The organism is Pseudorhodoferax sp. LjRoot39, assembly GCF_964253035.1.
Taxonomy (GTDB): Bacteria; Pseudomonadota; Gammaproteobacteria; order Burkholderiales; family Burkholderiaceae_C; genus Pseudorhodoferax.
The window spans coordinates 3,731,893-3,755,159 of the sequence record NZ_CAXUQL020000001.1; the positions used below are offsets into that span (position 1 = coordinate 3,731,893).

Below are 23,267 nucleotides of genomic sequence, written 5' to 3' on the forward strand. Positions count from 1 at the left end.
GGAGCGTTCAGCCTCGTGCGGGAAACAGGCCGGTGGGCTTGAAGGCGAGCACGCCGGCCATCAGCGCGTAGGTGGCCAGACCCGCGATCAGCGGCGCCAGGTCGGACACCAGCGTAGGCGGCAGCACGCTGCGCAGCGCCATCGGCACGAAGGCGCGGCCGATGGTGTCCACCAGCCCGACCAGCATGGCCGCCACAAAAGCGCCGCGCACCGAGCCGATGCCGCCGATCACGAGCACCACCAGCGAGGGGATCAGGATCTCCTCGCCCATGCCGACCTGCACGGCCGTGAGCGGCCCCATCAGCGCGCCGGCCAGTGCCGCGAGCGCCGCGCCGAGCAGGAAGACGAGCGAGAACACGCGGTCCACGCGCACGCCCATCCACTCGGCCATGGCGCGGTTCGAGGCGCCGGCGCGCACCAGCATGCCCACGCGCGTGTGGTTGACCAGCAGATACAGCCCCAGCGCCACCAGCACGCCGGCCGCGATGATCACGAAGCGGTAGGCCGGGTAGGGCAGGCCGGGGATCAGCTCCACCGGGCCGGCCAGCGCGGCCGGTGCCGAGGCCATGATGGGCGAGGGGCCCCAGGCCATCTTCACGAGGTCGTCGGCGATCAGGATGATGCCGAAGGTGGCCAACACCTGCGACAGGTGGTCGCGGCCGTAGAGCCGGCGCACCAGCAGGGCTTCGAGCGCCAGCGCCACCAGCACCACCACGGCCAGCGCCGCGAGCAGCGCGCCGATGAAGGAACCGGTGAGCGTGTGCACGCTGGCTGCCACGTAGGCCCCGCCCATGAACAGCGAGCCGTGCGCCAGGTTCATGACGTCCATGATGCCGAACACCAGCGTGAGCCCGGCGGCCAGCAGGAACAGCATCAGGCCGTAGCCGATGCCGTTGAGCATCTGTTCGGTGAAGAGTGTGGATGTCATCGATCGTGTGTAGGTGTTGGACCTTCTGCGCCCGCACTGCGCTGCAACCGGCGAGCGCAGCGAAGACCGTTCGGGAACACCGCGGAACCGGCTCTGCCGGGCCGCAGGTGTTGCTCCCTTGAGGGAGGATTCGGCTACACGAAGTGAGCAAGAAACGAGGGTGGGCCTATTTCATCTTGCAGAGCTGGTGGTAGGCGTCCTGGTAGCCCTTCAAAGGCGTGGACAGCGTCTTGTTCGTGATGTGGCCCTCGGCGTCCTTGCCGATCACACGCAGGTAGTAGTCCTGGATCGGGAAGTTGTTGTTGCCGTACTTGAACGGCCCGCGGATGGACTGGAAGTTGGCGGCCTTGAGCGCCTTGAGCACGGCGGCCTTGTCCTTCACATTGCCCTTGGTGTCACGCGCGGCGGCGTCCATGGCCATCACGGCGTCGTAGGCCTGGGCGGCGTAGAAGGTCGGGTAGCGCTTGTAGGCCTTGCGGAACTCGGCGACGAACTTCTGGTTGGCCGGGTTCGGCACGTCGTGCGAATACTGCGAGGTGGAGAACAGTCCCAGCATGGGCTCGCCCACGGCGGCGATCGTGTCCTCGTCGGCTGAGGCCGGGCCGGTGACGAGCTGGATGTCGCGCGAGAGGCCGGCCGCCACGAACTGCTTGATGAAGTTGATGCCCATGGCGCCGGGCAGGAAGAAGTACACGGCCTGCGGCTTGGCGGCGCGGATCTGCGCGAGTTCGGCCGCGTAGTCCAGCTGGCCGACCTTGGTGTAGACCTCGGCCACCACCTCGCCCTTGTACAAACGCTTGTAGCCGGTCAGGTGGTCGCGGCCCGCGGGATAGTTGGGGGCGACGATGAACGAGGTCTTCAGGCCCTTGTCGGTGGCCCACTGGCCTGCGGCTTCGTCCCAGGTGTCGTTCTGGTAGCTCTGGCCGAAGAAGAAGGGGTTGCACTGCGCGCCGGCGTACTGGCTGGGGCCAGGATTGCTCGTGATGAAGGGCACCTTGGCCGCGAACAGGGCAGGGCCCACGGCCAGCGCCACGTTCGATGGCGTGGGGCCGGTGAAGAAGTCGATCTTGTTCTGCTGGATGAAGCGGTCGACCACCTGCTTGGCCTGGTCCGGACTGCCGGCCGTGTCGGCCTGCAGGAACTCGGCCGGGTAGCCGCCGAGCTTGCCGTCCAGCAGCTTGATGGCCAGGTTGATCGCGTCGCGCGTCTCGGCGCCGCCGGCCGCGAACGGGCCGGAGATGTCCAGCGCCAGGCCGACCTTGATCGGGTCCGCGGCCAGGGCGGCGTTGGCGGCCAGCGCCAGCGCGAGGACAACGCCAGCGTGGCGCAGATGGGAAAGACTCTTCGATGCGGGCATGGACACTCCGTGGGATGGACAGATCAGGGGAGAAGCGGTGTGGCGACTTCGACGCGGCCGTCGCGCACGCGGACCGGGTAGCTGCGCACGCCCTCGGTCACCGGGCCGCCGCAGGCCGCGCCGGTGCAGATGTCGAACAGGCCCTGGTGCAGCGGGCATTCGATGCGGCCGTCCTCGACGTAGCCGTCCGACAGCCGGGCGTTGCCGTGCGTGCACAGGTCGTGCAGCGCATGCAGCGACTCCCCTTGCCGGAACATAGCAATCGGCATGCCACCGGCCACGACGGGCCAGACCGCGCCGTCCGGAAAGTCGTCGGGTTCGCCCACGTCGGTCCAGGTCGCGGGCTGCAGGATGGTGGTGGTGTCCGTGCTCATATCGGCGTGGCCAGGAGGGTGATGACGCGCGAGGTGTCGTAGATGACCCTGCGCTGGGCGTAGCGCCAGCCCTGGGGCGTGCGCACGATGCGGTCGAGGTAGCGGCCGGCTTGGTAGACGAAGCTCTCGCCGTTGGTGCGGGTCTGGATGACCACGTAGCTGGATTCAGCCTGCACGCTGCCGTCAGCCTGCTGCTGCAGCACCAGGCCGCTGCTCATGTGGCGGCAGCTGTGGTCCTCGTAGATGCTGGCGTGGCGCAGCGAGACCACACGGTCGCGCAGCATGCGCTGGTTGTTGCAGTGGATGAGGCCGATGGGCAGGCCAAGGTCGGCGTTCTCCTTGGGCACGATCTCGTAGAGGCAGTCCTCGGTGAACAGCGTGGCCCATTCCTCGAGCCGGTCGTTGTCCAGCGCGGCGCAGTAGCGCTCGTTGAGTTGGTGGATCTCGAACCAGAGCAGCAGGCTGTCGAGCGATGCAGCGGTGGTGGGGCGTTCTGCCAGCGTCGTGTCCATCTCAGTAGCCCATCAGCTGTTGGTAGCCGGTCCAGAACTTGCGGATCAGGTTCTCGGTGACCATGGTGTCCTCGCGCGTCGGGTCGGAGCGGCCCAGCTCGATGACCGAGGTGGCATCGACATCGCGCGCCGTGCCGCGCTGCACCAGTTCGGTGGCCTCGGTGTCTTCCATCGAGATGTAGCCGGCCGGGCCGACCAGGTTGGCCTGCTTGATGCGCAGCGCGCGCAGCTCGGGCGTGTCGTCGGCGTAGCCGAAGAAATGGAACACCAGCTCGAACTCGCCCGGCCCTTTGGGCAGCACCTGGCGCGCCACCAGCGTGTTGTGGATCTGCTGCAGCACCAGCTGCGGAAAGATCGTCTGGATGTGGTTGGTGCAGTCTTCCTCGAACTCCGAGACGAATCCCAGCACCGAGTCGTCTTCGAGGTGGAAGCCTTCGTCCATGGAGCGGATGGCCTGCTGCTTGTAGGCCGTGGCGGTGTCGCTCTCGTCGACCTTGGTCGCGGTGATGATGCTGTGCAGGCCGTGCCGCACGTCGGCGATGGAGCGCGCCTTCATGCCCACGCGGAAGATGTTGAAGGTGGTGTGGAACAGGTGCAGCAGGCTGGCGTGGTACGGGTCCTTGACGTTCTCGTAGTAGAGCTTCCAGTTCGAACGCGCGTACTGGCGCGTGCAACCGAGGTACACCACCGGTTTGTGCATGACGCGGTCGACCCAGGGCGCCATCTGCGGGCCGATGTACTCGGGCAGCGGCGGCGCTTCGGCGCTGAAGCTGGCGAACACCAGGCCCTTGTAGCTTTCGGCGCGCAACTGGCGCAGGCCGTGGTTCTTGGGGTTGAAGTCGGCCGGCATGCCCGGTGCACCATTTTGGCCACGCCGGAACGGCACGCCCTGCAGGTTGCCGCGCGTGTCGAAACTCCATTGGTGGTAGACGCAGGTGTGCGAGGTGGCGTTGCCGCGCGCGTTGCGGCAGACGATGGCGCCGCGGTGCGCGCAGCGGTTGACCCAGGCGGCCACGCCGCCGTCCTCGGTGCGCGTGACGACCACGGGCGTGTCGCCGACGAAGCTGCTCTTGTAGTCGCCGGCGTTGGGGATCTCGGCGTCCAGCGCGACGAAGCTCCAGGTCGGGCCGCGGTAGATGCGTTCCTGCTCGCGCTCGAAGACTTTCTGCGAGCTGAAGACTTCGTAGGGCACGCGCGAGCCGTCGGCCTGCGGGAAATGCACCAGCTGGGCCGTCTCGGCCGTGGCTTTGATCGATTTCAGTGCACTGATGTCGACGGGGTGGTTCATGGGTGGGTCCTCGTGGCATGCGCCGCACCGGGGCGGCTGGTGGGGCCAATCTTGGAAGACACCGGGGGCGCTGGCTATCCGCTTTGCGCGGCGGCAGGCGGCGGCTGTCCGTTTTGCGCAGGCATCTGCGGCCACGGCGTGCTGGCGCGCTTCTTGCGCCAGATCAAGCCGTGTTGCCCAGCCAGACCTTCCGTCCAGCCACGCCTGCCGCGTTCGAGCCCGCGCTGCTGCGCGCGCGCCGCCTGTTCGAATCCGACGACCTGGAAGACACGCGCGAACGCATCTCGCGCGTGATGCAGCCGCACGGCCTGCAGCCCATCGCGCGCGCCCACGGCGGACGCGCCCACATGGACTACCTCAGCGTGGGCGGCATCGGCATCGGCACCATCGCCTTCGGCGAGGCCATGCGCGTGGACGTGGAGCATGTGCAGGACTACCACCTGCTGATGTTTTGCCTGCGCGGCCAGGCCGACACGCTGGTGGGCGGCCAGGCGCTGCAGACGCATGGCCTGCAGGGCCTGGCCTGCGCCCCCGGCGAGCGCTTCCTGGCGGCGCTGTCGGCCGATGCCGAGCAGCTGGTGCTGCGGCTGGACCGCCGCATGCTGGAGGCGCATGCCGGCCGGCCGATCCGCTTCGACACCGCCTTCGACCTGCGCCGCCCCGCGCTGCAGGCCTGGCTGCAGCAACTGCACCTGCTGCTCAATGCCGAAGCCATGCTGGCGGCCGTGCATGCGCACCCGCTGGTGGCGCTGGAGATGGAGCGACTGCTGGTGCAGCTGCTGCTGGCCGGCCAGCCCTGGCAGGAGCTGCCTGCTGCCCCGATGCTGCGCAAAGGACAAGGCGGCCGTGCCTGCGTGCGCCGCGCCGAGGCCTACATGCGCGCGCACGCCGACGCGCCGCTGCGCATGGCCGACATCGCCGAGGCCGCCGGCGTGCCCGTGCGCACGCTGCAGGAGGCCTTCCAGCAGGCGCGCGACTGCAGCCCCATGCAGTACCTGCGCGAGCTGCGGCTGGATGTGGCGCACCGCCGGCTGCGCGAGCCGCAGGCCGACACCACGGTGGCCACGGTCGCACTGGACTGCGGCTTCACGCACCTGGGCCGCTTCGCCCAGGCTTATGCGCAGCGCTTCGGCGAGGCGCCCTCGGCCACGCTGCGCCAGGCCGGCTGAGCCCGGGCCTGCGCTTCAGGGCGTGGTCGCGATGCGGCGCAGGGCCTGCGCGTCGAGGATGGCGATGCGCTTGTAGCTGAGCTCGATCACGCCCTGCGCGACCAGGCGCCCCAGTTCCTTGTTGATGGTCTGCCGGGACAGCGTCAGCATGGAGGCCAGGTCGTTCTGCGACAGCCGCACGCGCAGGTCCAGCCCGCCCTGGTCCTGCTGGGCGCCGTAGAGCTCCGCCAGGCTCAGCAGCGTGGCCGCCACGCGGCCGGGCACGGGCGCCAGCATCTGGTTCTGCAGCAGCGCGATGCTCTGGCGCTGGCGCCGCAGGCCCAGCCGGGCCACGCCGCGCCACAGCACGGGCTCGGCGTCCAGCACGGCGACCACGGCGTCGCTGGGCAGGTGCACGATCACCGAGTCCTCGTGGGCGTGGTAGTCATAGGGCAGCGGCACGTCCTCCAGCAGGCGGACCAGCGGCGCCACCTGGCCCGGCCCGAGCAGCGCGTTGACGTACTTGCGGCCTTGCGGGCTGCTGCTGATCTCCAGGCAGCCCGAGACCACGGCCATCAGTTCGCGCTTGCGCGGGTCCTGCGACAGCAACTGCGTGCGCCGCGTGTAGCGCTCCAGCCGGGCCGAGCGCATGAGCTCGTCCAGCCGCTGCTCGGGCCAGCTGCTGAAGAGCTCGATCAGGCGCAGCGCACGGGCGATCAGCGTGCGGCTGTCGGTGGCGTCGGCGGTGGTGGACATGGGTGGCATCACAGGGTTCTCCCGGGCGCGATGTTCGCAAATCTGTCAACGCGTTGACAGATTCGTTCGGCCGGCATTTCTATCGTTGGGCGGCAACACACCAACGGAGACAAGACGGATGAACAAGACAGCTGGCGCGGTCCTCGCGCTCGCGGCCTGTGGCGGCGCCTGGGCGCAGGGCAGCGTGTCCATCTACGGCACGGTCGACCTGGCCCTCTCGCGGGCCAGTTCGGGCGGGGTCGCCACCACGGGGCTCAAGGAGGGCGGCCACACCGCGTCGCGCATCGGTTTTCGCGGCACCGAGGACCTGGGCGGCGGCCTGGACGCGCACTTCCTGCTGGAGGCCGGCCACGACCCCGAGACCGGTGCCGGCACGCTGCCCGGCCCAGGCCTGGCGTTCTCGCGCCAGGCCTTCGTGGGCATCTCCGGCCCCTGGGGCCAGATCGACGCGGGCCGCATGTACACGCCGATGTTCTACACGCTGTTCAGGGCCGATCCCTACGGCGTGAACGCCGTGTTCTCGCCCTTGAACCTGGTGTCGGCCACCGATGCGCAGCGCGGCATCACCCCGTTCGCGGCGCGCGCCAGCGGCATGCTGCGCTACCGCACGCCCGCCGGCAGCCCCTTCCTCGCGGACATCGCCTATGCGCCCAGCAAGGCGGCGGAGCCGAGCCGGCGCAGCGGCGAGTTCAAGGGCGCCACCTTCGGCTGGTCGCGCAAGCCCTGGTACGTGGCCTATGGCTTCCAGCGCGCGCGCTCCGGCACCGCCGCCGCGCCGGTGGCCGTGCCGGCGGTCACCACCTACCACGCACTCAGCGCGAGCTACCAGTTCGCCGAGCTGACGCTCTACGCCCATGCCATGCGCACCACGGTCCGCCATGCGGCGGCGCCCGATGCGCGCCTCTTCAGCCTCGGCGCCTCCTACCCCGTGACGCCGGTGTCCAGCCTCATCCTCGAAGCCGCCCAGCGCAAGGTCAGCGGCAGCGACCGTGCGCAGTTCGCCTGGACGCTGGGCTACGACCACCACCTGAGCAAGCGCACGGCGCTGTATGCGCGCTGGCTGGGGCTGGCCAACCGCGGTGGCGCCTCGGCCACGCTGGCCGGCGTGCCAGTCGTGGCCGACAGCGGCAACGGCGTGCGCGTGCTGGCCGCCGGCATCCGCCACAACTTCTGACCCCGGAGCCCATCGCATGGACCTCTTCGCATCCCAGCACGCCGCGCTGTCCGCGCTGTTCGCACCGCGTGCGATCGCGGTGGTCGGCGCATCGAGCAGCGCGCAGAAGATCGGCGGCATCCCGATCGACTACCAGCGCCGCTTCGGCTTCGACGGCGCCGTCTACCCGGTCAATCCGCGCGCGGAGCGCATCCAGGACCTGCCGGCCTGGCCCAGCATGCAGGCCATCGGCCAGCCGGTGGACCTGGCGATCCTGGCCGTGCCCGCGCCGCTCGTGGACAGCGCCTTCGACGACGCCGTGCAGGCCGGCGCCAAAGGCGTGGTGCTGTTCTCCTCGGGCTTCGCCGAGGTCGGCGCCGAGGGCGCGGCGGCGCAGGCGCGCCTGGGCGCCAGGGCCCGCGCCGCCGGTGTGCGGCTGATCGGGCCCAACTGCCTGGGCTTCATGAACGTGGCGCGCCATGTGTACGCCACCTTCTCGCCGGCGCCCAACGTGGGCCGCGTGCAGCCCGGCCGCATCGGGCTGGTCAGCCAGTCGGGTGCGTTCGGCGCCTACGCCTATGCGATGGCACGTGCCCGCGGCGTCGGCCTGTCGCTGTGGGCCACCACCGGCAACGAAGCCGACGTGCAGCTGGCCGACTGCCTGGCCTGGCTGGCGCAGGACCCCGGCACCGACGTGATCATGGGCTACATGGAGGGCTGCCGCGACGGCCCGCGGCTGCAGGCCGCGCTGGCGCTGGCCCGGGCGGCGGGCAAGCCGGTGGTCATGGTCAAGGTGGGCAGCACCGCGCTCGGCGCCCAGGCCGCGGCCTCGCACACGGCCGCGCTGGCCGGCGACGACGCCGTCTACGACGCGGTGTTCCGCCGCCACGGCGTGCTGCGTGCCCGCACGCTGACCGAGTTCTTCGACCTGGCCCACAGCGCGGCCGTGGCCGGGCGCCCGCGCGACCGTTCCATCGGCCTGTTCACGCTGTCGGGCGGCGTCGGTGCGCTGATGGCCGACGACGCCTCGGCCCAGGGCCTGGAGGTGCGGCCGCTCGGCGAGGCCGCGCAGAACCGGTTGCGCGACTGGGTGCCGTTCGCGGCGCCGCGCAACCCGGTGGACATCACGGGCCAGGTCACCAACGACCTGTCGCTCATGGAGCGTGCTGCGCGCCTGATGCTGGACGACCAGCGCTTCGCCACCTGGATGGGCTTTCTCGCGGCCGCCGGTGCTTCCGATGCATTCTGGCCCGTGCTGCGTTCGCTGGTGGCGGCGCTGCGCGAGGCCTACCCCGACACGCTGCTGGCCGTCAGCACGCTGCTGGCACCCGAGCGCCGCGCCGAGCTGGAGGCGATGCGCTGCCTGGTGTTCGCCGACCCCTCGGACGGCATCCGCACGGTCGCGGCGCTGGCCGGCCTGCCCCAACCCGGCGCAGCGGCGCCGGCCGCACCGGCCACCGGCCCGGCGGTGGCGCTATCGCCCGGCGCGCTGTCCGAGCCGGCCGCGCTCGCGCTGCTGGCCGAGGCCGGCCTGCCCGTGGTGGCCCACCGTGTGGTGCACAGCGCCGACGAAGCCGCGGCGGCGGCCGAGGCCCTGGGCGGCGCGGTCGCCGTGAAGGTGGTCAGCGCCGACATCGCGCACAAGTCCGACGTGGGCGGCGTGGCGCTGCGGCTGCAGGGCGCGGCCCAGGTGCGCGCTGCGTTCGAACGCACGCGCGCCAGTGCCCAGGCCGCGCTGCCCGCTGCGCGGCTGGAGGGTGCGCTCGTGGCCCGCATGGTGGACGGCGGCGGTGTGGAATGCATCGCCGGTGTGCACCGCGACCCGGTGTTCGGCCCCATCCTCATGTTCGGCCTGGGCGGCATCCATGTGGAGACGCTGCGCGACGTGGTGCTGCGCCCGCTGCCGCTGGCGCCGGGCGACGCGCAGGCCATGCTGCGCGAGCTGCGCGGAGCCGCCATCCTGGACGGCGCGCGCGGCCGGCCGCCGGTGGACCGGGACGCCCTGGCCGCCGCGCTGCAGGCGCTTGCGGACTTCGCGCTGCGCGCCGGCGACACGCTGGCCAGCGCCGAGATCAACCCGCTGATTGCACGGCCGGCGGGCGAGGGCGGCTGCGTGGCGGTGGACGCGCTGGTCGTCGGGAGCGCCGCATGACGCGCCGCCGCCGCCTGCTGTGCGGTGCGCTGGCGCTGCTGCCCCTGGGCGGGCTCGGCGCAGCCGAGGCCGATTACCCGTCCAGGCCGATCCGCATCGTCGTGCAGTACCAGCCCGGCGGCTCGACCGACACGCTGGCGCGGCTGCTGGCCGAAGGCCTGGCCAGGAAGCTGGGCCAGCCCGTGGTGGTGGAGAACCGCAGCGGCGCGGGCGGCATCATCGGCACCGACCATGTGGCCAAGAGCGCGCCCGACGGCCACACGCTGCTGCTGACCACGCCGGCGCCCGTGGCCGCCAACCTCTCGCTGTACAGCAAGCTGCCCTACGACCCGCGCACCGACCTGCGCATGGTCTCGGACGTCGCGACCATGCGCACCGTGCTGGCGGTCCACCCCTCGGTGCCGGCGCACGACTTCAAGAGCCTGCTGGCCGTGCTGCGGCAGGCCCCGGGGCGCTACGCGATGGGGTCCTGGGGCCCCGGCACGCAGCCGCACCAGATCCAGGTCTACATGGACAGGACCTACGGCCTGCAGACCCTGCACGTGCCCTACAAGGGCGAAGGGCCCATGGCGATCGACCTGATCGCCGGCACCATCCAGATGACCGTGGGCTCCGTCACCACGCTGCAGCCTTACATCGCCGCCGGCAAGCTGCGCGCGCTGGCCGTGGCCGGCCCGCGGCGCGCGCGGGCGCTGCCCGCGGTGCCGACCTTCGCCGAGCAGGGCTACCCCGACGAGGTCTACACGCAGACCGGCCCGACCTCGCTGATGGTGCCGGCCCGCACGCCCGATGCCGTGGTGGCCAGGCTCGGCCGCGCCGTGGCCGAGGTCGTGCACCAGCCCGAGGTCAGCCGGCGCATCGAGGAGCTCGGCGCCGAGCCGGTCGGCAACACGCCCGAGCAGGCGGCGGCGGCCTACCGCCAGTCGCTGCCCGTCACGCTGCGGCTGATCCAGGCCACCGGCGTGAAGCTGGACTGAACACCCCACACCAGGAGACACACCCCCATGAGCACCACACCATCCTCCGCTGCGCTGGCCGCGGCGCGGCAGGCCCAGGCCCGCGCCATCGGCCTGTCGGCCTTCGTCTACGGCTACCCGCTGGTCGAGTCCTTGCGCACCTGCCGGCTGCAGACCTCGGCGGCTACGGCCGGTCCCGACCAGGGCTCGGACGCGCGCATGCCGATCGACCAGCTGCACCACAGCCCGCGGCCCTCGACCGACCAGGACCGCGACATCGTCACGCCGGCCAACGACCTGCTCTACAGCACGGGCTGGATCCATCTGGGCGACGGGCCGCGCCTGCTGACGGTGCCGTCCTCGGCCGCGCACCCGGGCCGCTACTTCGTGCTGGCGCTGTACGACGCCACCACCGAGAACTTCGAGAACCTCGGCCCGCGCAACTGTGCGGCCGCGGGTGAGACGGTCGTGCTGGTGGGGCCGGGCGGCCCCGTGCCCGAGGCGCTGGCCGGCCACCGCGTGGTGCGCTGCCCGACCAAGCTGGTCTGGCTGATCGGCCGCATCCTGGCCGGCGACGAAGCCGACTGGCCGGCCGCGCGTGCGCTGCAGGCCGAGATCCGGCTCGCACCCGCGCCGGGCACGCCGACCGGGCGGCGACCACGTGGCGTCGATGCCTGGGAGGGCGCGCCGGTCGACACCATGGCGGCCTGCTTCGAGCGGGGCCAGCCGGCCGCGCAGGTGGCGCCGCTGTTCTTCGCCAACCTGTGCCGTGCGCTCGCCGACGCGCCGGGCCGCACCGAAGACCAGGGCCTGGTGGCCTGGTTCGGACAGGCCGGGTTGGTGGCCGGCACCCAACTGGCCTGGGACGCCATGGAGGCCCCGCTGCGCGCCGGCCTGGTCGAGGGCTTTGCCGAAGGCGTGGCCCTGGTCGCGGCCGCCGCGCGCAGCCGGCGCGCCCGGCCCTGGGTGCTGGCCGCGCGCGCGGGCCGCTACGGCAGCGACTACCTTGCGCGCGCGCTGACCGCCTACATCGGCCTGGGTGCGCTGGCGACCGACGAGGCGCTGTATGGCGCCGGCCACTTCGATGCCGAGCACGCGCCGCTGGACGGGCGGCGGCGCTACAGTCTGCGCTTCGCGGCCGACGAGATGCCGCCGGCCGATGCGTTCTGGTCGGTCACGCTGTACGACGCCGACCGCTTCCTGTACCGCAACGCGGCGCGCCGGCATTCCATCGGCGACCGCACGCCGGGCCTGCAGCGCGAGCCCGACGGCAGCCTGCAGATCGATTTCTCCCATGCGCCGCCCGCGCGCACCACCAACTGGCTGCCCACGCCGGCCGGCCCGTTCTACCTGATCCTGCGGCTGTACCACCCGCGCGAGGGCGTGCGCAGCTGGCGCATCCCGGCCTTGCAAGCACAGGAGGCCTAATGGCACACACCGACCCGGACCGCGCGCTGGCCGACGAGGCCGTGCTCGCCACCTATCCGCTGTACGAGATGTGCCGCATGCGGGCCGCCACCTCGCCGCGCCGCATCGAGGCGGCCGGCGCGGCGCCCGAAGGCCAGCGCTGGTGCAACGTGTTCACGCATGCGCGCGAGCTGCTGCGCGCCGGCAAGAGCCGCGTGGTCACGCCCAACAACGACACGCTGTACACCAACGCCTGGCTCGACCTCGGCGCCGGGCCGCTCGTGCTCGAGGTGCCCGACACGGCCGGACGCTACTACGTGCTGGGCCTGCTGGACTTCTACACCGAGCCCTTCGCCCACATCGGCCAGCGCTGCACGGGCACGCAGGCGCGGGCCTTCCTGCTCACGCCGCCGGGCTGGGCCGGCGCGCTGCCGACAGGCTTCGACGCGCCCGGCGCCCACATCGCGGCGCCCACGCGCTGGCTGTGGGCCATCGGCCGCATCCTGGTCGACGGCCCGCAGGACCTGGCCGCCGTCCATGCGCTGCAGGACGGCTTCACGGTGCGGCCGCTGGCCGACTGGCGGGCCGGCATGGGCGGCGCCACGCCGCATCCTTTGGCCTTCGACCCGGCCTGCGACCCCAAGGCGCCGCTGGATGCCGGGGGCTTCGCCGCGCAGGTCGGCCAGGCGCTGCGCGAGAACCCGCCGCCCGCGCACGAGGCCGCGCGCTTCGCACGCTACGCGCCGCTGGGCATCGCGCCCGGTGCCGGGCCGCTCGGTGCGCCGCAGCGCGCGGCGCTGCAGGCCGCGCTGGACCGGGTGCTGCCGGCCTTGCGCGCCCGGCAGGCCGGCCAGGTGAGCCCGGCCGGCTGGACGCTGATGCCGGTGGTGGAGGGCAGCTTCGGCGGCGACGACCTGCTGCGTGCGCTGGTGGCGCTCAAGTACATCGGCATGCTGGAGAGCCGCGAGGCGACCTATCCGATCGCCTGGCGCGACGGCGCGGGCCAGGCGCTGGACGGCAGCCGGCGCTACCGCCTGCACTTCCCGCCCGGCGCGTTGCCGCCGGTCGACGCGTTCTGGTCGATCACGCTGTACGACAGCCGCGACTACATGCTGGTCGACAACCTGATCGACCGCTACGCCATCGGCGACCGCACGCCCGGCCTGCGGCGCGACGCCGACGGCGGCCTCACGCTGCACATCGCGCACGCGCCGCCGGCCGATGCGGCCGCGCGCGCCAACTGGCTGCCGGCACCGCCGGGCGGCTTCTACCTGTGCCTGCGCGCCTACCTGCCGCGCGCCGAACTGCTGGACGGGCGCTATGCGCTGCCGCCCGTCACCCCTGTGGAGGTCAACACATGAACACCGAAACCGCCGAAAAGCCTTTCCTGATCGTCGGCAGCGGCACCGAGACCGTGGCGCCGGGCCTGCACATCCTGCGCGGCCAGGGCCAGTCCTTCGTGGCCGAGACCGACGCCGGCCTGGTCGTCGTCGACACCGGGCCGGGCGGCGCGGTCACGCAGGGCATGGTGGAGGCCGTGCGGCAGCTGTCCGACGCGCCGCTGCACGCGCTGTGCTTCGGCCATGGCCACATCGGCTACAACGCCGGCCTGCCGCAGTGGCTGGCCCATGCGGCCGCGCGCGGCGAACCGCCGCCGCGCGTGATCGCGCACCGCAACGTGCGCCGCCGCCTGGCGCGCTACCGCGAGACGCATGCGCTGCAGCAGCGCATGGCCGAGATCCAGTTCAGGCGGCGGCCGGGCTTCTTCGAGCACCGCATGCCGATGCACGAGCCGACCGAGACCTTCGACGAGCTGCTGGTGGTGGGCCAGGGCGCGCAGCGCGTGGAGCTGCGCTGGGCGCCCTCGGAGACCGACGACGCGATCGCGCTGTGGAGCCCGGCGCAGCGCGTGCTGTACGGCGGCGCGGCGCTGATCGACTCGATCCCCAACATCGGCACGCCGTTCCGCACGCTGCGCGACACGGTACGCTGGGCCGACACGCTGGAGACGCTGGCCGCCCTGGGCGCGCGGCTGGCGGTGCGCGAGTTCGGCCCCACCATCGAGGGCGAGGCGCAGGTGCGGCAGGTGCTCTCGCACACGGCCAAGGCGCTGCGCTGGCTGCGCGCCGAGGTGGTGCGGGGCCTGAACGAGGGCCTGGGCGAGCGCGAACTGCTGGCGCGCATCCGTTTTCCGGACGAGCTGTTCGGCGTGCCCTGGATGAAGCCCTCCTACGGCGACCCCAGCTACATCGTGCGCGACATCTACCGTTCGGAGAACGGCTGGTGGGACCGCAACCCGACCTCGCTGCACCCGGAGCCGCCCGAGGCCGTGGGCCAGGCCGTGGCCGATGCGATCGCCGACAAGGGCGCCGTGGTCCGCCAGGCCCGCGCGCTGGCCGCCCAGGGCCGCACGCAGCTGGCGCTGCACGTGATCGACCTGCTGGCCACGGCCGGCGGCGATGCGCCCGAGATAGGGGAGGCACGCGCGCTCAAGGCCGGCTGGCTGCGTGCGCGGGCGGCCCAGGTGGAGAGCTATGTGTCGCGCAACCTGTACCAGGTCAGCGCCGACATGCTCGAGCAAGGCACACAGGCAAGGTTCAGCATCCGATGAACATCCAGATGAGGAGACAAACCATGCACCGTTGGTTCATGCGCTGCGCGCCACTGGTGGTGGCCGTCTGCGGGGCGCTGCTGCCGCAAGCCTGGGCAGCCGAGGCCTACCCCGACAAGCCCGTCACGCTGGTGGTGCCGACCGCCGCGGCCGGCGGCACCGACACCATCGCGCGCGTGATCGCAGATGCGCTGGGCCGGCGCCTGGGCCAGAGCTTCGTGGTCGACAACCGGCCCGGCGCCAACGGCATCCTGGGCGTGGAGGCCGGCGCGCGCGCCGCACCCGACGGCTACCGGCTGCTGTTCACCTACGCGGCCTCGGTGGTGGTCAACCCCAGCCTGTACCGCAAGCTGCCCTTCGACCCGCAGAAGGACCTGGTTCCCATCGCCCAGGTCGGCCGTGGCGGCAACCTGCTGCTGGTGCGCAAGGACCTGCCGGTCACGACGCTGCAGGAGTTCGTGGACTACGCCCGGGCGCGGCCCGACAAGCTCAGCTATTGCTCGTGGGGCGCGGGCTCGGGCGGCCACCTGGCGATGGAGAGCCTGAAGAAGCAGGCCGGCATCGTGATGGTCCACGTGCCCTACAAGGGCAGCAGCCCCTGCGTGAACGACCTGATCGGCGGGCAGGTGGACGCGGCGTTCGCGGACACCTCTTCGACGGTGGAGATCGTGCGCGCCGGCCGGCTGAAGGCGCTGGCCAACAGCGGGCCCTCGCGCCTGCCCATGCTGCCGGACGTGCCGACCATGACCGAGGCCGGGTTTCCGTTCCACAACTACGCTTGGTACGGGCTGTTTGCGCCAGCGAAGACGCCGCCTGCGGTCGTGCACAAGCTCAACGAGGCGGTCAACGCAGCGCTGCAGGACCGGGCCGTGGTGCAGCGCATGCGCGAGCTGAACTTCAACGACCTGCCGCAGACCACGCCCGGGCAGTTCGGCGCGACCATCGCGCAGGACCTGCGCGATTGGGCCGCACTCGTGAAGTCGATCGGCCTGCAGCTGGAATAAGGGCTACAGGTCCAGCTCCAGCACCGCGCTCTTCGCACGCGAGCAGCAGGGCGTGAACTGGTCGTTTGCAGCCTTTTCCTCATCGGTGAAGTACAGGTCGCGGTGCTCGCACTCGCCCTCCAGCACGCGCGTGACGCAGGTGCCGCAGACGCCTTGCTCGCACGAGGTCAGGATCTCGATGCCGTGGGCGAGCAGGGCCTGCACCACGCTCTGGTCCTTGGCAACGGTGACGCTCTGGCCGCTGCTGGCGATGCGCACCTCGAAGCTGCCGTCGCCGCTGGTGTCCTGTGGCGCCGCGCCGAAGTACTCGAGGTGGACGTTGGCCTTGTCCCAGCCCTGGGTGTTGGCCGTGCCGACCACGTGGTCGATGAAGCCGGTCGGGCCGCAGACGTAGACATGGGTGCTGGCCGCGGGCGCGGCCAGCAGGCTGGCGGCATCGAGCTTCTGCTCGGCCTCGCCGTCGTCGAAGTGCAAGTGCACGCGCTGCGCCCAGGGCGCGGCCGCGATCTCGGCGCGGAAGGCCATGCGCTCTGCCGAGCGCGCGCAGTAGTGCAGTTCGAAATCGGCCCCCAGCGTCGCGAGGCGCTGCGCCATGCAGAGAAGCGGCGTGACGCCGATGCCACCGGCCAGGAGCAGCGTGCGCTCGGCGCGCACCAGCGGGAAGTGGTTGCGCGGCGTGCTGATGGTCAGCAGGTCGCCTTCCTTGACCTGCTCGTGCATGCCCTGCGAGCCGCCGCGCGAGGCGGCGTCGCGCAGCACGGCGATGCGGTAGCGGTGCGATTCCTGGTCGTCGTTGCACAGCGAGTACTGGCGCGTGAGGCCCCCCGGCACCTGCACATCGATGTGCGAGCCCGCACCGAAGGCCGGCAGCGGGCCGCCGTCAACGCGCGCGAGTTCGAAGCTGGCGATGTCCTGCGCCTCCTGCGTCTTGCGCAGGACCTTGACGGTGAGCTGGTCCATCTCAGGCGGCCTGTGCGACGGGGGCCGTTGCCTGCTCCGCGGCGATCATCTTGTCGAGCAGCTTGCGCGACTGCACGCCGCCCGCGTCGATGTTGAGCATCAGCAGCCGGCGCCCGGGGTGCAGCAGCATGTTGGCCTGCTGAGCCTCCAGCACGGCCGTGTCTTCGGCGAACACCTTGGCCTGGCCCTCGCGGATCTGCGCCGTGAGCGCCTTGTCCTTCACGTTGAAGTTGCGCGCCATGCCCCAGAAGTACCAGTGCGAGGTGGCGGTCTCGGGCGTGATGAAGTCCACCACGATGCTGTAGACCTTCTGCTCCGCTGGCGCGTGGTAGCCGCCCTGGCCCGCCAGCGCCACGCCGACCTCGATCATGATGTGGCTGGGCGGCGTGAAGCGGCAGACCTGCCAGCGGTCCACGGGCTGGTCGTCGGGCAGGTGGTTGCCGCGCAGGTTGGCGCGCCAGAAGGGCGGGGCCATCACGCCGTCCATGAAGCGGCTCGTGACGACCTGGCCGTTCTCCACCTTGGTCGTGACCGGCGTCTCGTCGATCTCCTTCTGGCCGATGCTGCTGGCGTGCACGTAGGTCTCGTGCGTGAGGTCCATCAGGTTGTCGATCATGAGCCGGTAGTCGGCCTGGATGTGGTACAGGCCGCCGCCGTAGGCCCAGTCGGGGTTCTCGGCCCATTCGAGGTGGTGGATGGTGGCCGGATCGGCCAGCGCGGCGTCGCCAGGCCAGACCCAGATGAAGCCGTAGCGCTCGACCACCGGGAAGGCGCGGATCTTCGGGAACCCTGCCGTGCGCTGGCCGGGCATGGAGACGGTCTTGCCGTCGCAGCCCATCACGAGGCCGTGGTAGCCGCAGACCAGCTGGCCTTCGCAGACGCTGCCCAGCGAAAGCCTGGCGCCGCGGTGCGGGCAGAAATCCTCCAGCGCGGCGACCTGGCCGTCGGCGCCGCGGTAGAACACGATGTGCTCGCCGCAGATCTGGCGGCCCAGGGGTTTGGCGTCGATTTCGTCGGGCGTGCAGGCGACGTACCAGGTATTGCGCGGGAACATGCGGGTCTCCGTGGGGTGCAAATAATTAGGGTTGCAATGTATACCGAGTTAAGAGAATTGGCGTAAAAATGGCTGGATCAGAGCGAATTACTCGGATGAATGTATACATAGACCCCGATGGACGCGAGGCCGTCGATGCTGGCGGATCGCAGTCGCTGCGTGCCCAGCTGCGGCTGCGCGAGCTGATCCTGGCCGGCGAGCTGGCGCCCGGCGCGCGCATCGCCGAGGTGGCGCTGGTCGAGCGCATCGGCGTGTCGCGCACGCCGATCCGCGCCGCCTTGTTGCGGCTGGAGCAGGAGGGTTTGTTGCAGGCGCTGCCCGGCGGCGGCTACGCCGTGCGCGTGTTCTCCGAGCGCGAGGTGGCTGATGCGATCGAACTGCGCGGCACGCTGGAAGGCCTGTCGGCGCGGCTGGCGGCCGAGCGTGGCGCGCCGGCCGAGGCGCTGGCGCAGGCCGGCGCGGCGCTCGACGCCATCGACGCGGTGCTGCGCCACAGCGCGCTCGACGATGCGCAGTGGCAGTGCTACGTGGCGGCGAACGAGCTGTTCCACCACCTGCTGCACGGCATGGCCGGCAGCGACGTGCTGGCCCGCGAACTCGAGCGCGTGGTGCGCCTGCCGTTCGCCTCGCCCTCGGCCTTCGTGGTGCAGCAGGCCCATGCGCCGCAGGCGCGCGACATGCTGATCGTGGCGCAGGACCAGCACCGCCAGGTGCTGGACGCCATCGCACGGCGCGAGGGCGCGCGCGCCGAGGCCATCCTGCGCGAGCACGCGCGCATCGCCCAGCGCAACCTGCGCGAGGCCATGGCCGCGCCGCTGCCGGGCCGCGCGCCGGGCGTGCGGCTGGTGGTGCCCGAGGCCGCGCCGTCCGATGCCGTTGCCGAGCCGCCCCCCACACCACGGCGCCGCGGTAGGCCACGCAAAGACGCCGCCGCGGGGTGAAGCTAACGCACAATGCGCGACCAAAAGCGGCGCTGGAACCGTTCGATTTTGAGACCAATGAAGGAGATGACATGCAAGCACCCACGACCCGCCGCAAGGCGCTGACCCTGGCCACGGCCGCCGCGCTGGCCGGGCTGGCCGTCCCGGCCATGGCCCAGGACAACGTGTTCAAGATCGGCCTGGTCCTGCCCATGACCGGGCAGCAGGCCACGACGGGCCGGCAGATCGAGGCGGCCGCCCGCCTGTACATGGCGCAGAACGGCGACACCGTGGCCGGCAAGAAGGTGCAGCTCATCGTCAAGGACGACACCAGCCTGCCCGACCAGACGCGCCGCCTCGCGCAGGAGCTCATCGTCAACGACAAGGTCAACGTGCTGGCCGGCATGGGCATCACGCCCTCGGCCATGGCGGTGGCGCCGCTGGCCACGCAGAGCAAGACGCCGCTCGTGGTGATGGCCGCTGCCACCTCCAGCATCACCGAGGCCTCGCCCTATGTGGTGCGCACCAGCTTCACGCTGCCGCAGGCCTCGGTCGCGCTGGCCGATTGGGCGCCCAAGAACAACATCAAGACCGTGGTCTCGCTGGTCTCCGACTACGGCCCCGGCATCGACGCCGAGAAGTTCTTCAACGCGCGCATGGTCAACAACGGCGGCAAGGTCATCGAGGCGCTGCGCGTGCCCATGCGCAACCCCGACTTCGCGCCCTTCCTGCAGAAGGTGCGTGACCTGAAGCCCGACGCGCTGTTCGTGTTCGTGCCCTCGGGCGCGGGCGCGGCCGTCATGAAGCAGTTCACCGAGCGCGGCATGGACAAGGCCGGCATCAAGCTGATCGGCACCGGCGACGTGACCGACGACGACCAGCTCAACGACATGGGCGACAGCGTGCTGGGCGTGGTCACCTCGCACCACTACTCGGCTGCGCACCCGTCGGAGCTCAACAAGAAGTTCGTCGACGCCTTCCAAAAGGCCAACAAGAACCTGCGGCCCAACTTCATGGCCGTGGGTGGCTACGACGGCATGCGCGTGATCTACGAGGCGCTCAAGACCACCAAGGGTGCCGGCGGCGGCGATGCGCTGCTGGCCGCGATGAAGGGCCAGATCTTCGAGAGCCCGCGCGGCAAGATCTACATCGACGCGCAGACGCGCGACATCGTGCAGGACATCTACCTGCGCAAGGTCGAGAAGAAGGACGGCCAGCTGTTCAACGTGGAGTTTGACGTCATCAAGGACGTCAAGGACCCGGGTAAAGCCAAGTAAGCCGCGGCTGGGCGCACGGGCGGCAGCCTGCCGCCTTTTTCCTCGCATTCCATGCTGACCATCCTCTTTGACGGCATCGCCTACGGCATGCTGCTGTTCATCCTGGCCGTAGGCCTGGCCGTGACGATGGGGCTGATGAACTTCATCAACCTCGCGCACGGTGCCTTCGCCATGGTGGGCGGCTACACCACGGTGCTGCTGATGCAGCGCGCAGGCTGGCCGTTCCTGGCCTGTCTGCCGCTGGCCTTCCTCGTGCCCGCGCTGCTGGGCGCGGTGCTGGAGCGCACGCTGTACCGGCCGCTCTACCAGCGCCCGCACCTGGACCAGGTGCTGTTCTCCATCGGCCTCGTCTTCATGGCGGTGGCGGCGGTGGACTACTTCATCGGCTCCACGCAGCAGATCATGCAGCTGCCCGAATGGCTCAAGGGCCGCAGCGAGTTCGGCAGCGGCGCGCTCACGCTGGGCATGGGCCATTACCGGCTGTTCATCATCGTGGTCTGCGCCGTGCTCACGCTGGCCTTGCAGTACGTGCTGGCGTCCACGCGCTTCGGCAGCCGGCTGCGCGCGAGCGTGGACGACCAGCGTGTGGCGGCCGGCCTGGGCATCAACGTCAACGTCGTGTTCCTCGCCACCTTCGCGGTGGGCTCGGGCCTGGCGGGCCTGGGCGGTGCGCTGGGCGCCGAGGTGCTGGGGCTGGACCCGCAGTTCCCGCTCAAGTTCATGGTGTACTTTCTGATCGTCGTGGCCGTGGGCGGCACGGCGTCCATCACGGGGCCGCTGCTGGCCGCGTTGCTGCTGGGCGTGGCCGACGTGGCGGGCAAGTACTACATCCCCAAGATGGGGGCCTTCATCGTCTACAGCCTCATGATCGTGATCCTGATCTGGCGGCCGCAAGGGCTGTTCGTGCGAAAGGGTGCGAAATGAACGCACGTGCTTCGCTGCTCAACATCAGCCGCATGCGGCCCTGGGAGCCCGTGCTTTGGCTCATCGCCTTCGCCGCGCCGCTGCTGCTGCCCAGCAAGGCGCTGATCGTCAACGAGATCGCCATCGTCGCGCTGTTCGCGGTCTCGCTGGACCTGGTGCTGGGCTATGCCGGCGTCGTCTCGCTGGGCCATGCGGCCTTCTTCGGCATGGGCGCCTACTCGGCCGCGCTGTTCGCCAAGCACGTGATGCCCGATCCGCTCGCCGGCCTGGCCTTCGGCGTGGCCACGGCCACGCTGCTCGGGGCCGTGGGCTCGCTGACCGTGGTGCGCGGCACCGACCTCACGCGGCTCATGGTCACGCTGGGCGTGGGCCTGATCATGCTGGAGCTGGCCAACAAGCTGGACTGGCTGACCGGCGGCGCCGACGGCCTGCAAGGCGTGGTCATCGGCCCGGTGCTGGGACAGTTCGAGTTCGACCTGTATGGCAAGACGGCCGCCTGGTACTCGCTCACGGTGCTGCTGGTCTGCTTCGTGCTGGCGCGCCGGCTCGTGCATTCGCCGCTGGGCGCGAGCTTCAAGGCCATCCGCGACAACCGCTTGCGCGCGGGCGCCATCGGCATCCCGGTCACAGCGCGCATCGCCACGGCCTACACCATCGCCGCCGCGCTGGCCGGCGCCTCGGGCGCGCTCCTGGCACAGACCACGGGCTTCGCCTCGCTGGACGTGTTCGACTTCCACCGTTCGGCCGACGTGATGCTGGTCCTGATCGTGGGCGGCACGGGCTGGCTGTACGGCGGCATCGCCGGGGCTGTCGTGTTCAAGATCATGTACGACGTGCTCGCGTCCATCACGCCGCAGTACTGGACCTTCTGGCTGGGCCTGTTCCTCGTGGTGCTGGTGCAGGTCGGACGCGACCGGCTGCTCAGGCCCTGGACCTGGTTCGGCAAGCGGGGAGGTGCCTGATGGCCGAGATCGTTCTGTCCGCCGACAGGCTGGTCAAGCGCTTCGGTGGCATCACCGCCACCAACGACGTGACGCTGCATCTGGAGAAGGGGGCGCGCCATGCGCTGATCGGCCCCAACGGCGCCGGCAAGACCACGCTGATCAACCTGCTCACGGGCGTGCTGGAGCCTTCCGAGGGCCGCATCAGCTTGCTGGGCGAGGACATCACACGGCTCGCCCCGCATGCGCGCGTGCAGCGCGGCATGGTGCGCACCTTCCAGATCAGCCAGCTGTTCCACACCATGACGCCGCTGGAAACGCTGGCCATGGTGGTCTCGCAGCAGCGTGCCCTCGGCGCGCGCTGGTGGCAAAAGCTGGGTGCGCAGGCCGGCGTAGTCGAGCGCTGCGCCGAACTGCTGGCGCAGTTCCACCTCAGCGACGTGCAGGACCAGCGGACCGAGCACCTGGCCTACGGCAAGCGCCGATTGCTGGAGATCGCGATCGCGCTGGCCTGCGAGCCGCGCGTGCTGCTGCTCGACGAACCCGTGGCCGGCGTGCCGCCGGGCGAGCGCGAGGAGCTGCTGCAGACCGTGGCCGCGCTGCCGGCCGATGTGTCGGTGCTGCTGATCGAGCACGACATGGACCTGGTGTTCGAGTTCGCCAAACGCATCACGGTGCTGGTCAACGGCACGCTGCTGACCGAGGGCACGCCGGACGAGATCGCGGGCAACCCGCAGGTCAAGGCCGTGTACCTGGGCCATGGCGAGGAGGCCGCCCATGGCTGAGCTGCTGCAGATCGAGAACCTCAGCGCCGGCTACGGCGAGGCCGTGGTGCTGAGCGGCGTGAGCCTGTCGCTGCCCGAAGGCCAGACGCTGGCGCTGCTGGGCCGCAACGGGACGGGCAAGACCACGCTCATGAACACGCTGGCCGGTGCCACGCGCCAGCACGCGGGCAGCATCCGGCTCGGCGATGCCGTGCTGCACAAGCTGCCAGCGCACGAGCGGGCTGCAGCCGGCATCGGCTGGGTGCCGCAGGAGCGCAACATCTTCAAGTCGCTCACGGTGCACGAGAACCTGACGGCGGTGGCGCGACCGGCACGCGGCGGCGCGCCGCAGTGGACGCCCGAGCGCGTCTACCAGATGTTCCCGCGCCTCGCGGAGCGCAAAGGCAACCTGGGCACGCAGCTGTCCGGCGGCGAGCAGCAGATGCTGGCCGTGGGCCGCGCGCTGGTGCTGAACCCGCGCCTGCTGCTGCTGGACGAGCCCTTGGAAGGCCTGGCGCCCATCATCGTGGAGGAGCTGCTCAAGGCCATCCGGCGCATCACGCGCGAGGAGGGCCTGTCGGCCATCATCGTCGAGCAGCATCCGCAGGCCATCCTGGCGATCTCCGACCGGGCGGCCGTGCTGGACCGCGGCAGCGTGGTGCACAGGTGCGGCGCGGCGGAGTTGCGGGCGCAGCCGGCGCTGCTGGACCAGCTGTTGGGCGTGGTGCGCTGACCAGGCCGTGGCTTGACAAAGTCTTCGCTTTGGCTCAACTCGATGCGT

22 protein-coding genes are annotated in these 23,267 nt (G+C 71.0%); 14 read left to right on the plus strand and 8 right to left on the minus strand.

What is annotated here, in order from left to right:
* Positions 1-7: 7 nt before the first annotated feature.
* The 5 genes from ACSQ4M_RS17330 to andAc all read right to left on the minus strand — a co-directional run bounded on the left by ACSQ4M_RS17330 (position 8) and on the right by andAc (position 4,459).
* The gene (locus tag ACSQ4M_RS17330) at positions 8-928 is read right to left on the minus strand and encodes a branched-chain amino acid ABC transporter permease (RefSeq protein ID WP_436190672.1); all 921 of its coding nucleotides are present in this window, start codon (positions 926-928) and stop codon (positions 8-10) included.
* A gap of 166 nt (positions 929-1,094) precedes the next feature.
* Complete coding sequence (locus ACSQ4M_RS17335) at positions 1,095-2,285, minus strand: ABC transporter substrate-binding protein (RefSeq protein WP_436190673.1); 1,191 nt, start codon at positions 2,283-2,285, stop codon at positions 1,095-1,097.
* A 23-nt stretch (positions 2,286-2,308) separates the two neighbouring features.
* Positions 2,309-2,659, minus strand: a complete 351-nt coding sequence (locus tag ACSQ4M_RS17340) for a non-heme iron oxygenase ferredoxin subunit (protein ID WP_436190674.1) — start codon at positions 2,657-2,659, stop codon at positions 2,309-2,311.
* Positions 2,656-3,171 carry an anthranilate 1,2-dioxygenase small subunit AndAd gene (andAd, locus tag ACSQ4M_RS17345; RefSeq protein ID WP_436190675.1) on the minus strand — a complete coding sequence of 172 codons (516 nt, stop codon included), beginning with the start codon at positions 3,169-3,171 and terminating at the stop codon, positions 2,656-2,658. The genes ACSQ4M_RS17340 and andAd overlap by 4 nt, the downstream gene beginning before the upstream one ends.
* A 1-nt stretch (position 3,172) precedes the next feature.
* The gene (andAc, locus tag ACSQ4M_RS17350) at positions 3,173-4,459 is read right to left on the minus strand and encodes an anthranilate 1,2-dioxygenase large subunit AndAc (RefSeq protein ID WP_436190676.1); all 1,287 of its coding nucleotides are present in this window, start codon (positions 4,457-4,459) and stop codon (positions 3,173-3,175) included.
* Between the two features lie 173 nt (positions 4,460-4,632).
* Here andAc and andR point away from each other — a divergent pair, with 173 nt between their 5' ends.
* The gene (gene andR / locus ACSQ4M_RS17355; protein WP_436190677.1) at positions 4,633-5,628 is read left to right on the plus strand and encodes an anthranilate 1,2-dioxygenase regulatory protein AndR; all 996 of its coding nucleotides are present in this window, start codon (positions 4,633-4,635) and stop codon (positions 5,626-5,628) included.
* Positions 5,629-5,643: 15 nt separating this feature from the next.
* On the opposite strand, the gene ACSQ4M_RS17360 is transcribed toward andR, so the two are convergent.
* The gene (locus tag ACSQ4M_RS17360) at positions 5,644-6,363 is read right to left on the minus strand and encodes a Crp/Fnr family transcriptional regulator (RefSeq protein ID WP_436190678.1); all 720 of its coding nucleotides are present in this window, start codon (positions 6,361-6,363) and stop codon (positions 5,644-5,646) included.
* Positions 6,364-6,481: 118 nt separating this feature from the next.
* Between ACSQ4M_RS17360 and ACSQ4M_RS17365 the strand changes: the two genes are divergently transcribed.
* Genes ACSQ4M_RS17365 through ACSQ4M_RS17395 form a run of 7 tightly spaced genes read left to right on the plus strand, consistent with a single transcriptional unit; the run spans position 6,482 to position 15,646 of the window.
* Entirely contained in the window at positions 6,482-7,537 is a 1,056-nt protein-coding gene (locus tag ACSQ4M_RS17365) for a porin (RefSeq protein ID WP_436190679.1), read from the plus strand.
* A gap of 16 nt (positions 7,538-7,553) precedes the next feature.
* Positions 7,554-9,668 (plus strand): acetate--CoA ligase family protein, encoded by a 2,115-nt coding sequence (locus tag ACSQ4M_RS17370; RefSeq protein WP_436190680.1) that lies wholly within the window; start codon positions 7,554-7,556, stop codon positions 9,666-9,668.
* Positions 9,665-10,645 (plus strand): Bug family tripartite tricarboxylate transporter substrate binding protein, encoded by a 981-nt coding sequence (locus ACSQ4M_RS17375; RefSeq protein ID WP_436190681.1) that lies wholly within the window; start codon positions 9,665-9,667, stop codon positions 10,643-10,645. The genes ACSQ4M_RS17370 and ACSQ4M_RS17375 overlap by 4 nt, the downstream gene beginning before the upstream one ends.
* Positions 10,646-10,672: 27 nt before the next feature.
* Positions 10,673-12,052 (plus strand): DUF1254 domain-containing protein, encoded by a 1,380-nt coding sequence (locus ACSQ4M_RS17380; RefSeq protein WP_436190682.1) that lies wholly within the window; start codon positions 10,673-10,675, stop codon positions 12,050-12,052.
* Positions 12,052-13,392: a DUF1254 domain-containing protein gene (locus tag ACSQ4M_RS17385; protein ID WP_436190683.1), complete on the plus strand. Its 1,341-nt coding sequence runs from the start codon at positions 12,052-12,054 to the stop codon at positions 13,390-13,392. Before ACSQ4M_RS17380 ends, ACSQ4M_RS17385 begins: the two co-directional genes overlap by 1 nt.
* Entirely contained in the window at positions 13,389-14,642 is a 1,254-nt protein-coding gene (locus ACSQ4M_RS17390; protein WP_436190684.1) for an alkyl sulfatase dimerization domain-containing protein, read from the plus strand. Before ACSQ4M_RS17385 ends, ACSQ4M_RS17390 begins: the two co-directional genes overlap by 4 nt.
* A 38-nt stretch (positions 14,643-14,680) precedes the next feature.
* Positions 14,681-15,646: a Bug family tripartite tricarboxylate transporter substrate binding protein gene (locus ACSQ4M_RS17395; RefSeq protein ID WP_436194032.1), complete on the plus strand. Its 966-nt coding sequence runs from the start codon at positions 14,681-14,683 to the stop codon at positions 15,644-15,646.
* 3 nt (positions 15,647-15,649) lie between these two features.
* On the opposite strand, the gene ACSQ4M_RS17400 is transcribed toward ACSQ4M_RS17395, so the two are convergent.
* Together ACSQ4M_RS17400 and ACSQ4M_RS17405 are read right to left on the minus strand one after the other, a co-directional pair.
* Positions 15,650-16,606, minus strand: a complete 957-nt coding sequence (locus tag ACSQ4M_RS17400; RefSeq protein WP_436190685.1) for a PDR/VanB family oxidoreductase — start codon at positions 16,604-16,606, stop codon at positions 15,650-15,652.
* Position 16,607: 1 nt separating this feature from the next.
* Complete coding sequence (locus tag ACSQ4M_RS17405; protein WP_436190686.1) at positions 16,608-17,660, minus strand: aromatic ring-hydroxylating dioxygenase subunit alpha; 1,053 nt, start codon at positions 17,658-17,660, stop codon at positions 16,608-16,610.
* A gap of 95 nt (positions 17,661-17,755) precedes the next feature.
* Between ACSQ4M_RS17405 and ACSQ4M_RS17410 the strand changes: the two genes are divergently transcribed.
* From ACSQ4M_RS17410 to ACSQ4M_RS17435, 6 genes are all read left to right on the plus strand, one after another.
* The gene (locus ACSQ4M_RS17410; protein WP_436190687.1) at positions 17,756-18,601 is read left to right on the plus strand and encodes a GntR family transcriptional regulator; all 846 of its coding nucleotides are present in this window, start codon (positions 17,756-17,758) and stop codon (positions 18,599-18,601) included.
* Positions 18,602-18,672: 71 nt separating this feature from the next.
* Positions 18,673-19,857, plus strand: a complete 1,185-nt coding sequence (locus ACSQ4M_RS17415) for an ABC transporter substrate-binding protein (RefSeq protein WP_436190688.1) — start codon at positions 18,673-18,675, stop codon at positions 19,855-19,857.
* Positions 19,858-19,908: 51 nt separating this feature from the next.
* Positions 19,909-20,781: a branched-chain amino acid ABC transporter permease gene (locus ACSQ4M_RS17420; RefSeq protein WP_436190689.1), complete on the plus strand. Its 873-nt coding sequence runs from the start codon at positions 19,909-19,911 to the stop codon at positions 20,779-20,781.
* Positions 20,778-21,743 (plus strand): branched-chain amino acid ABC transporter permease, encoded by a 966-nt coding sequence (locus tag ACSQ4M_RS17425; protein ID WP_436190690.1) that lies wholly within the window; start codon positions 20,778-20,780, stop codon positions 21,741-21,743. The genes ACSQ4M_RS17420 and ACSQ4M_RS17425 overlap by 4 nt, the downstream gene beginning before the upstream one ends.
* Entirely contained in the window at positions 21,743-22,507 is a 765-nt protein-coding gene (locus ACSQ4M_RS17430; protein ID WP_436190691.1) for an ABC transporter ATP-binding protein, read from the plus strand. The genes ACSQ4M_RS17425 and ACSQ4M_RS17430 overlap by 1 nt, the downstream gene beginning before the upstream one ends.
* Positions 22,500-23,219, plus strand: coding sequence for an ABC transporter ATP-binding protein (locus tag ACSQ4M_RS17435; RefSeq protein WP_436190692.1), 720 nt, complete (start codon positions 22,500-22,502; stop codon positions 23,217-23,219). Before ACSQ4M_RS17430 ends, ACSQ4M_RS17435 begins: the two co-directional genes overlap by 8 nt.
* The last annotated feature ends 48 nt before the right edge of the window (positions 23,220-23,267 follow it).

Excerpts from the sequence above, each read along its gene's own strand:
- ACSQ4M_RS17330 (WP_436190672.1), bottom strand. The coding sequence starts at position 928 with ATGACATCCACACTCTTCACCGAACAGATGCTCAACGGCATCGGCTAC.
- ACSQ4M_RS17335 (WP_436190673.1), bottom strand. The coding sequence starts at position 2,285 with ATGCCCGCATCGAAGAGTCTTTCCCATCTGCGCCACGCTGGCGTTGTC.
- ACSQ4M_RS17340 (WP_436190674.1), bottom strand. The coding sequence starts at position 2,659 with ATGAGCACGGACACCACCACCATCCTGCAGCCCGCGACCTGGACCGAC.
- andAd (WP_436190675.1), bottom strand. The coding sequence starts at position 3,171 with ATGGACACGACGCTGGCAGAACGCCCCACCACCGCTGCATCGCTCGAC.
- andAc (WP_436190676.1), bottom strand. The coding sequence starts at position 4,459 with ATGAACCACCCCGTCGACATCAGTGCACTGAAATCGATCAAAGCCACG.
- ACSQ4M_RS17360 (WP_436190678.1), bottom strand. The coding sequence starts at position 6,363 with ATGTCCACCACCGCCGACGCCACCGACAGCCGCACGCTGATCGCCCGT.
- ACSQ4M_RS17365 (WP_436190679.1), top strand. The coding sequence starts at position 6,482 with ATGAACAAGACAGCTGGCGCGGTCCTCGCGCTCGCGGCCTGTGGCGGC.
- ACSQ4M_RS17370 (WP_436190680.1), top strand. The coding sequence starts at position 7,554 with ATGGACCTCTTCGCATCCCAGCACGCCGCGCTGTCCGCGCTGTTCGCA.
- ACSQ4M_RS17375 (WP_436190681.1), top strand. The coding sequence starts at position 9,665 with ATGACGCGCCGCCGCCGCCTGCTGTGCGGTGCGCTGGCGCTGCTGCCC.
- ACSQ4M_RS17380 (WP_436190682.1), top strand. The coding sequence starts at position 10,673 with ATGAGCACCACACCATCCTCCGCTGCGCTGGCCGCGGCGCGGCAGGCC.
- ACSQ4M_RS17385 (WP_436190683.1), top strand. The coding sequence starts at position 12,052 with ATGGCACACACCGACCCGGACCGCGCGCTGGCCGACGAGGCCGTGCTC.
- ACSQ4M_RS17390 (WP_436190684.1), top strand. The coding sequence starts at position 13,389 with ATGAACACCGAAACCGCCGAAAAGCCTTTCCTGATCGTCGGCAGCGGC.
- ACSQ4M_RS17395 (WP_436194032.1), top strand. The coding sequence starts at position 14,681 with ATGCGCTGCGCGCCACTGGTGGTGGCCGTCTGCGGGGCGCTGCTGCCG.
- ACSQ4M_RS17400 (WP_436190685.1), bottom strand. The coding sequence starts at position 16,606 with ATGGACCAGCTCACCGTCAAGGTCCTGCGCAAGACGCAGGAGGCGCAG.
- ACSQ4M_RS17405 (WP_436190686.1), bottom strand. The coding sequence starts at position 17,660 with ATGTTCCCGCGCAATACCTGGTACGTCGCCTGCACGCCCGACGAAATC.
- ACSQ4M_RS17410 (WP_436190687.1), top strand. The coding sequence starts at position 17,756 with ATGAATGTATACATAGACCCCGATGGACGCGAGGCCGTCGATGCTGGC.
- ACSQ4M_RS17415 (WP_436190688.1), top strand. The coding sequence starts at position 18,673 with ATGCAAGCACCCACGACCCGCCGCAAGGCGCTGACCCTGGCCACGGCC.
- ACSQ4M_RS17420 (WP_436190689.1), top strand. The coding sequence starts at position 19,909 with ATGCTGACCATCCTCTTTGACGGCATCGCCTACGGCATGCTGCTGTTC.
- ACSQ4M_RS17425 (WP_436190690.1), top strand. The coding sequence starts at position 20,778 with ATGAACGCACGTGCTTCGCTGCTCAACATCAGCCGCATGCGGCCCTGG.
- ACSQ4M_RS17430 (WP_436190691.1), top strand. The coding sequence starts at position 21,743 with ATGGCCGAGATCGTTCTGTCCGCCGACAGGCTGGTCAAGCGCTTCGGT.
- ACSQ4M_RS17435 (WP_436190692.1), top strand. The coding sequence starts at position 22,500 with ATGGCTGAGCTGCTGCAGATCGAGAACCTCAGCGCCGGCTACGGCGAG.